The sequence below is a fragment of the Sporosarcina koreensis genome, from assembly GCF_001531445.1.
In the GTDB taxonomy this organism is placed as follows: domain Bacteria; phylum Bacillota; class Bacilli; order Bacillales_A; family Planococcaceae; genus Sporosarcina; species Sporosarcina koreensis_C.
Genome location: NZ_LQYA01000011.1, coordinates 24,627 through 32,310, shown reverse-complemented (window position 1 = coordinate 32,310; position 7,684 = coordinate 24,627). Strand labels below are relative to the sequence as shown.

At 45.4% G+C, this 7,684-nt stretch carries 7 protein-coding genes and 1 pseudogene; 7 read left to right on the top strand and 1 reads right to left on the bottom strand.

What is annotated here, in order from left to right; translation table 11 throughout:
* Window positions 1-259, top strand: a pseudogene (locus AWV70_RS03330) (MBL fold metallo-hydrolase); the annotation flags it as partial.
* Between the two features lie 73 nt (window positions 260-332).
* Here AWV70_RS03330 and AWV70_RS03325 read toward each other — a convergent pair.
* A complete protein-coding gene (locus AWV70_RS03325) occupies window positions 333-647 on the bottom strand; it encodes a hypothetical protein (protein ID WP_060204336.1) in 315 nt (104 codons plus the stop codon).
* A 196-nt stretch (window positions 648-843) separates the two neighbouring features.
* Here AWV70_RS03325 and AWV70_RS03320 point away from each other — a divergent pair, with 196 nt between their 5' ends.
* The 6 genes from AWV70_RS03320 to AWV70_RS03295 all read left to right on the top strand — a co-directional run bounded on the left by AWV70_RS03320 (window position 844) and on the right by AWV70_RS03295 (window position 7,653).
* On the top strand, window positions 844-1,917 hold the full coding sequence (locus tag AWV70_RS03320; RefSeq protein WP_060204334.1) for a M42 family metallopeptidase: 1,074 nt from the start codon (window positions 844-846) through the stop codon (window positions 1,915-1,917).
* A gap of 251 nt (window positions 1,918-2,168) precedes the next feature.
* Window positions 2,169-2,687 carry a DUF84 family protein gene (locus AWV70_RS03315; RefSeq protein WP_060204333.1) on the top strand — a complete coding sequence of 173 codons (519 nt, stop codon included), beginning with the start codon at window positions 2,169-2,171 and terminating at the stop codon, window positions 2,685-2,687.
* A gap of 150 nt (window positions 2,688-2,837) precedes the next feature.
* Complete coding sequence (locus AWV70_RS03310) at window positions 2,838-3,353, top strand: hypothetical protein (protein ID WP_060204331.1); 516 nt, start codon at window positions 2,838-2,840, stop codon at window positions 3,351-3,353.
* 71 nt (window positions 3,354-3,424) lie between these two features.
* Window positions 3,425-4,243 (top strand): DUF1444 domain-containing protein, encoded by an 819-nt coding sequence (locus AWV70_RS03305; RefSeq protein WP_060204329.1) that lies wholly within the window; start codon window positions 3,425-3,427, stop codon window positions 4,241-4,243.
* The gene (gene ytpR, locus AWV70_RS03300; RefSeq protein ID WP_060204350.1) at window positions 4,243-4,848 is read left to right on the top strand and encodes a YtpR family tRNA-binding protein; all 606 of its coding nucleotides are present in this window, start codon (window positions 4,243-4,245) and stop codon (window positions 4,846-4,848) included. Before AWV70_RS03305 ends, ytpR begins: the two co-directional genes overlap by 1 nt.
* A gap of 114 nt (window positions 4,849-4,962) precedes the next feature.
* Window positions 4,963-7,653, top strand: a complete 2,691-nt coding sequence (locus tag AWV70_RS03295) for a DNA translocase FtsK (RefSeq protein ID WP_082713450.1) — start codon at window positions 4,963-4,965, stop codon at window positions 7,651-7,653.
* Window positions 7,654-7,684 lie beyond the last annotated feature (31 nt).

Genomic DNA, 7,684 nt, shown 5'->3' with positions numbered 1-7,684 from the left:
CAAGCTGACTCAAAATGGCGAAACGATTCTTCATATGGGGGATATTATGCCAACGCATGCCCATAGCAATCCGTTATGGGTATTGGCGTTTGACGATTACCCTATGACTTCGATTTTTGCGAAGGAAAAGCTGATGAAAGAAGCATTACCGAATCGATATCGCTTCATCTTTTATCATGATGCGGTTTACCGTCTAATTCAATGGGATGAAAGCGGCAAGGAAATCACTGAATCGGTCGGACTCACAAGAGGAGAATGACAAAAAAGCAACAGGTGGGGGAGATCATTTATTGCTCCTTCGCCTGTTGCTTTTACTATGGAAACTTGCTCGTTCATTTTTGGATCAATTCGACGACAGTGCCTGTTTGCGAATTCGCCGCAAATTCAAATTGCTCCAATTCTCCGTTACGGATTCTGGTAACGCCGCCACGATACACTTCCATCGACAAAACATTGTTTGTAAACGGTTCAGGCTTCATGACGATCCAAGATCCATCAATCGGACCTTCCTTTTTAAAGGCATCCTTCACTGCATCCAAGACATGCTCCGCCGGAGTATTCGGGTTCATCTTTCCGATTGCCTGATTGACAACCAGCCCGGCGGCAACTCCTGTCAAAACACCTGCTACGAAATCTTTCACTTTCATGTCTGCGAACCCCCCTCCTTCAATCTTCCCCAAGTGTACCATATTTCAAAAAAATATTTAACTGTTTCTGGGCCTTGCAAGCTCGGGTGAAATCTGTATTAGAGAAATTAGTTCGGTATGCTAAATATTATGATGGAAAGTTTCAAATACGTACATTATACTAGAGGAAGTACATATTGAATTGGGGGAACTTTTCATGAACAACGAAACGTTGACGATGTTTAAAACATTGACAGAGCTGCCTGGGGCACCGGGAAATGAGCATATGGTCCGCAACTTTATGCGAGAGGAACTTGGAAGATATTCCGATGAACTTATCCAAGACAACCTAGGTGGAGTCTTCGGCGTACGGAAAGGCCCTGAAGATGCCCCACGCATCATGGTTGCAGGCCATATGGACGAAGTCGGCTTCATGGTCACTGCAATCACCGATAATGGCATGCTTCGTTTCCAGCCGCTTGGAGGATGGTGGAGTCAAGTATTGCTGGCCCAACGAGTCCAGATCATTACAGATGAAGGTCCAGTCACCGGCGTCATCGGTTCGATTCCTCCACATCTGCTCAGTGATGAGGTCCGGAATAAGCCGATGGATATTAAAAACATGCTGATTGATATCGGTGCAGATGACAAAGAGGACGCAAAAAGAATCGGCATCCGTCCCGGCCAGCAAATCGTGCCGATCTGCCCATTCACCCCGATGGCGAATGAAAAGAAAATAATGGCGAAAGCATGGGATAACCGCTACGGTTGTGGATTGGCAATCGAGCTATTGAAAGAGGTTCACGGCGAAACGCTTCCGAATAACCTATACTCGGGTGCAAATGTCATGGAGGAAGTCGGTTTGCGCGGTGCACAAGCTGCTGCACGGATGATCAACCCTGATTTGTTCTTCGCTTTGGATGCAAGCCCGGCGAATGACGCCTCCGGCAATAAAAACGAATTTGGCCAGCTTGGAAAAGGAACATTGCTGCGCATATTCGACCGTTCGATGGTGACGCACCGCGGCATGCGTGAATTCATCCTCGATACGGCAGAAACGAACAACATCCCATACCAATATTTCATCTCCATGGGAGGTACAGACGCCGGACAAGTCCATATTTCAAATGAAGGCGTTCCAAGTGCGGTCATCGGAATTTGTTCACGTTACATCCACACGTCTGCTTCCATCATTCATACGGATGATTATGCTGCGGCGAAAGAGCTTCTCGTTAAATTGGTGAAAGCATGCGATAAAACGACTGTGGAAACAATTAAAAGTAACGTATAAACAAAAGCGTAGGGCGCCTGCTTTGCGGAGGTTCGCAGTCTAAGTGCGCCGCATCCTGCGGCGACGACTGCATGACCGGCATCGTGCCGACCTCAGGCATAAGGCGAAGATGCGGAGTGGCGCTTTTTGCCACTGAGCAGCTTTGACTTATGACCCCGAGCCTCTGGCGCCCGGAGTCTGGACGTAAATAGCAAAATAAGGCCATCCTTTCAGTTGAGGGTGGCTTTTTGCCGACAAGAAAGGAGAATAGAATGAAATTCATCATTGGTTCTACTAATCAAGCAAAAGTGAAAGCAGCAAGGACAGTGATTGAAAGCCACTTTCCAGGAAGTGAATTGTCCGAAATGAAAGTCCCGTCCGGAGTAAAGGACCAGCCTTTTGGAGATGAGGAAACAAGAACAGGGGCATTGAACCGCGCAACAAATGCTGCCAACGAATTAGGTGGTACAATCGGTATTGGCCTAGAAGGCGGAGTCCGGATCGTCGGAGATGAAATGTTCGTTTGCAACTGGGGAGCTCTCGTATTGCCTTCCGGGAAGTCCTTCACTGCCGGTGGAGCCCAAATCCCTTTGCCTGCCGAAATTGCAAACGAATTGCAGAATGGTCGGGAATTGGGAGTCGTCGTAGATGAATATTTCAAAGCAAGCGGAATTCGCCAGAGCGAAGGGGCAATCGGGATGTTCACCGCGCAGACCATCACCCGTGACAAGCTATTCGAACATGTCATGCAATTATTGATAGGGCAATTGAAATACGACACTAATGCTTAACTCAATTACGTCTCGGCGTAATTGTGTCTGGATTTTTTCGAATTGACTAAACGGTATAAAGCCAAAACGCTTGATTTGCATATAGGCACTATAATCTATAAAATAGGTAGCGGTGTATTTGAATAAAAATGTACGATTGGAGGAAGCTGAATGTTCCGTTTTTGGAAGTTCTTATTCCTGGCATTCCTATCCATCACTTTATTAGCAGCATGCGGCAAATCATTTGATGAACGGGCGGCCGAGGCAATCGCGGAGGCAAAAGACGCTTTTCAGCTGAATGATCAGCAAGTAAACGATGAAGTTGATGGTGTTTCCTTATATAAACCTGCCGGATTTACAATCGAAGAGAAATCCGATTCCCAAAACATCGTAATGAAAAAAGGCAATGACACTTTCCTTCTGTTCATTAATCCAAATGAAAAAAAGGACAGTAGGCTCTTTTACGACCTGTTGAAAAACACCGAGGACAAAGATCGGGTGGAGGAGACATTCACCGACGATGGTTATTTCGGTTTTGCCTCAGTAGTCAAGAAGGGTGAGGAGCAGGTTGAGCTTATTGCAAGTGTCGGGGGAATCAAGATGACGACAATTACGAAGAACAAAAATATTGAAGCGAATATGAGAATGATGATGGAAATCGTACGTTCCATCGGGCAAGGCTCATAATCAATGACAAATCGGTCACCCGGCGCAATCGCGGCGAGCGGCCGTTTATTTTTGAGGAAAGGGTGAAGGGCATGAATTCACAACAATTATTGGACCTATTGAAAGAGCATCTGCCATCCGAATACTTGCAGTGGCGTTTCGACCGGAAAACCGATAAAATCCGCTTGGAGCATTCCATTCTGAAAAAAGGGATGGATATTTCCTTGCCGGAAATCCTTGCGAAGTATGAAACGAAACAAGAAGCCGCTATAAATGAAGTCGTCTACACGATACGCGAAACTTTCAAAGCGATGGAAAAAGAGCAGATGGAAGGGTTTGTGAAAGATAATGCAATCTATCCGGTCATCCGCTCGACTTCATTCCCGCAAACTTCCAAAGCGGGAGATCGCTTCATTGTGAAAGACCATACAGCGGAAACAAGAATTTTTTATGCATTGGATTTGGGCACGACGTACCGTCTCATCGATGAATCGATGCTCGAATCAATCGGCATGACAGAGTCGGAAATAATGGAATCAGCACTTTTCAAGGTGAGATCATTGCCGACGAATATGAAAATGGACGAAGTAGCGGGAAATCTTTTCTATTTCGTCAATAATAATGACGGCTACGATGCAAGTCGTATTTTAAATCATACCTTCCTGAAGGAAATGGAAGGGAAAATCGAAGGGCATATGACCGTTTCAGTTCCTCATCAGGACGTGCTGATCATTGGCGATATCCGGAATGATACGGGCTATGATGTGCTTGCCCAAATGACAATGCAATTCTTCACGGTCGGGGCTGTGCCAGTCACCTCCTTGTCATTCATCTATGAAGATGGTAAATTGGAACCGATTTTCATTATGGCTAAAAATCGGGTTGCCCGAAAGGAAGGAAAGAAGAAATGATGAATATTTTCTACAATCAAAGCGGAGTGGGCGACGTACTGCTCGTTCAAATGACGACTGAGCGTCCGGAAAATAGAGAGATAGAAACAATGAAGGATGTCACACTTATCAAAGATGCAGCAACGGATAAAGTTATTGCTATGAACGTCTTCAATGCTTCGAAATATGTAAAAGCAGAGGCTGATGGGCAAGTTGAAACAACGGAAGAGATTGTCGATCAGTTGCAAGAGGCATTAAAAGCGAATGGTGTCGAGCTTGAATTGGACGTGGATTTCACTCCGAAGTTCGTCATCGGGCACGTCATAGAAAAAGAAAAACATCCAAATGCGGATAAATTAAGCATCTGCACAGTCGATGTCGGGGCTGAAACTCTTCACATCGTCTGCGGTGCTCCGAATGTCGAGAAGGACCAAAAAGTTGTTGTGGCAAAAGTGGGGGCGGTCATGCCTTCCGGAATGGTCATCAAAGATGCGGAATTACGGGGAATCGCCTCCTCAGGAATGATTTGTTCAGCGAAAGAGCTTGGCATTCCAAACGCTCCCGTTGAAAAAGGGATTATGGTCCTTGCTGAAGATGCAGTCCCTGGTGAACCTTTTATAATCTAATCTGGAAAAACGTACTGTTCTGGGCAGTACGTTTTTCTTATTTTGGCCATCTGATTGATTTAGTCGATGAAAACCTGCTAAAATAGAATGATCGACTTGAAAAGAGTGATAGATTTGACTTGGATTAAAAAAATGATGAATCGTATATTTGAAACAGATAAAGACGAAGAATTTGAAGAAACTTTTGATCAAATTGAGCATGAAGAGTATGTAGAACATAAAGAACAAGAACGCTTCGAAAAACCGGCCTTCCGTTTTCCAATCATAACCGATGCTGAAATCTACGGATGGGAACCTGACCCGGAAAACGAGCGAAGGAAAGCGGATAATTTAATCACTGAACTTGATGATGATGATTTCATGCCTGTCCCGTTATATAAAAACGATAGATGGCCAGGTGGAAATGAAAAACCGACTATTCACCGGGCGACCGCCCCATTAAAATACAATAGAAAACAGGAAACAAAAACGGAGCCCGCCCAGAGGCACAAGGCCGTGACAGAGGAAAAAACAGAGCCGAACAAAACAACGATCATACAGAAACGGAGTAGCCGTCCGTTCACTCCAACTGAAGTGCCATCGCCGATTTACGGCTATTCAAGGCCGAAAAAAAATCGGTTTGAGGACCTTCAACGTGAAAAGGCGGAAAAGGCAACCGAGGAACTTCTTATTCCATCACGAAACGAGTCGGAATATGGCCAAAATGAGTTCGAACCAATGATTGAGCAATCCATTGCGGAAGATGAAATTCACCGCATTGATTTGGAAGAACATGCACATACTTCCGATAAAGAAATGCCGATCCAAACGATAAGTGATGATCCAATCGAATGGAATTCCACGGAACCGGATGAGCATGCATCCGCCACAGAAATGAATGATGAACAACTTTCGTCCATGGACAGTCTACAGCCAGCCGATGACAACGGAGAAATAGTTGAGGAGTATACTGTAGTAAAAGCTTCCGAAATACCGTCTACCGAAGCGGGAGAATCGCCAACCGGAGCGATGGAAGAACAATTCAGTGAAATACCTGACGCGGTAGTTGAAGAAGAGTTTGAGGCAGTAACTGAATCGGAACAAACAGAAACAGAAAAAGTAGAAGAAGAGTTCGAGCCTGCGTCAACTTCAGAAACGATAATCGACGAAGTGAAAAATACTGCGCGTGAGCCTGAGCAGAAAAAGGAAAGAATAGTGCCCTTTAATGTCCTTATGTTGAAAAATGATAAACTGAAATACGAGGAACAAGAAAAAAAAGTTAGCAGCCAGCCTGCCTTTGATTCCGCACTAAAAGATGGCGCTATTCGAACGGAACCCGCTAAGACAATTGCAAAACCGGATGAATCTCCTGAAGAATTGGAAGAACAACCTTATTATGCTTTCCCATCTAAAGGCTTTCTTATTCAGCCCGAGGAGCATATAGAGGATACGGAATGGCTCGAGTCCCAGTCGAAAAAGCTGGAGGAGGCACTTTCCTATTTTGCAGTGCAGGCAAATGTCATTGAAGCCGTGCAAGGACCGACAGTCACGCGATTCGAATTGACAGTTGGACATGGAACGAAAGTGAGCAAGGTACGGAATCTGACTGATGATCTGAAGTTGGCACTGGCAGCGGAAGATATCCGGATTCAGGCGCCAATTCCGGGGACCAGCTCCATCGGAATCGAAATCCCGAACCGGAAGCCGAGAGCTGTCCGGATTTCGGAAGTCATCGAAACAAAACGTTTTCAAGATTCGGAATCTCCAATGGAGGCTGTCCTTGGACTCAATTTGACAGGAGAGCCTGTAACGTTGGATTTACGGAAGATGCCACATGGAATGATTGCCGGGGCAACCGGTTCCGGAAAATCGGTGTGCATCAATTCAATATTGGTCAGTCTATTGTATAAAGCATCACCTGCAGATTTGAAAATGCTGCTTATCGATCCGAAGATGGTGGAACTTGCGCCTTTCAACGGAATTCCACATTTGCTAAGCCCTGTCATCACCGACGTGAAGGCTGCGACTGCGGCATTGAAATGGGCGGTCGGCGAAATGGAACGTCGTTATGAACTATTCGCACATGTTGGAGCGAGGAATATTGAGCGGTATAACGAAATGGCGGAAAAAGATCGGAAATTCTCTTTGAAACTGCCTTATTTGCTCATTGTCATTGATGAGTTGGCAGATTTGATGATGATGGCGCCTGCGGATGTGGAAGTATCGATCAGCCGGATCACCCAGAAGGCTAGAGCGTGCGGAATCCATTTGATCATTGCAACGCAACGCCCATCCGTTGATGTCATTACAGGGACAATCAAAGCGAATGTTCCTACCCGTATCGCATTTTCTGTCTCATCCCAGATTGATTCCCGTACGATCATCGATACACCGGGAGCAGAAAGGCTGCTTGGAAAAGGCGATATGCTTTATCTCGGAAACGGACAATCTTCAGCGGTGCGGCTGCAAGGTACATTTGTCACGGATGCCGAAATTGAACGTATAATAGAACACGTTCAGAACGAAGCGGAGCCGGATTATTTGTTCGGTCAAGAGGATTTATTGGCGAACACGATGGAAGAAGAGGAATCCGATCCACTATTCGCCGGTGCTTGCCAGTTCATTATCGAACAAGGCAGTGCTTCCACGTCATTATTGCAGCGGAATTTTAGCATAGGTTACAATCGTGCTGCAAAATTGATGGACCGCATGGAAAAACTAGGTTTCATTTCCGAGCAAAGAGGAAGTAAGGCGCGTGAAGTCTATCTGTCGGAGAGTGAGCTTAGCCACTTTTTAAATGGCAATGAAAAGCATATTGAAATGTAATGATTGACGATAGAAGATTCCTTTGAAAAGG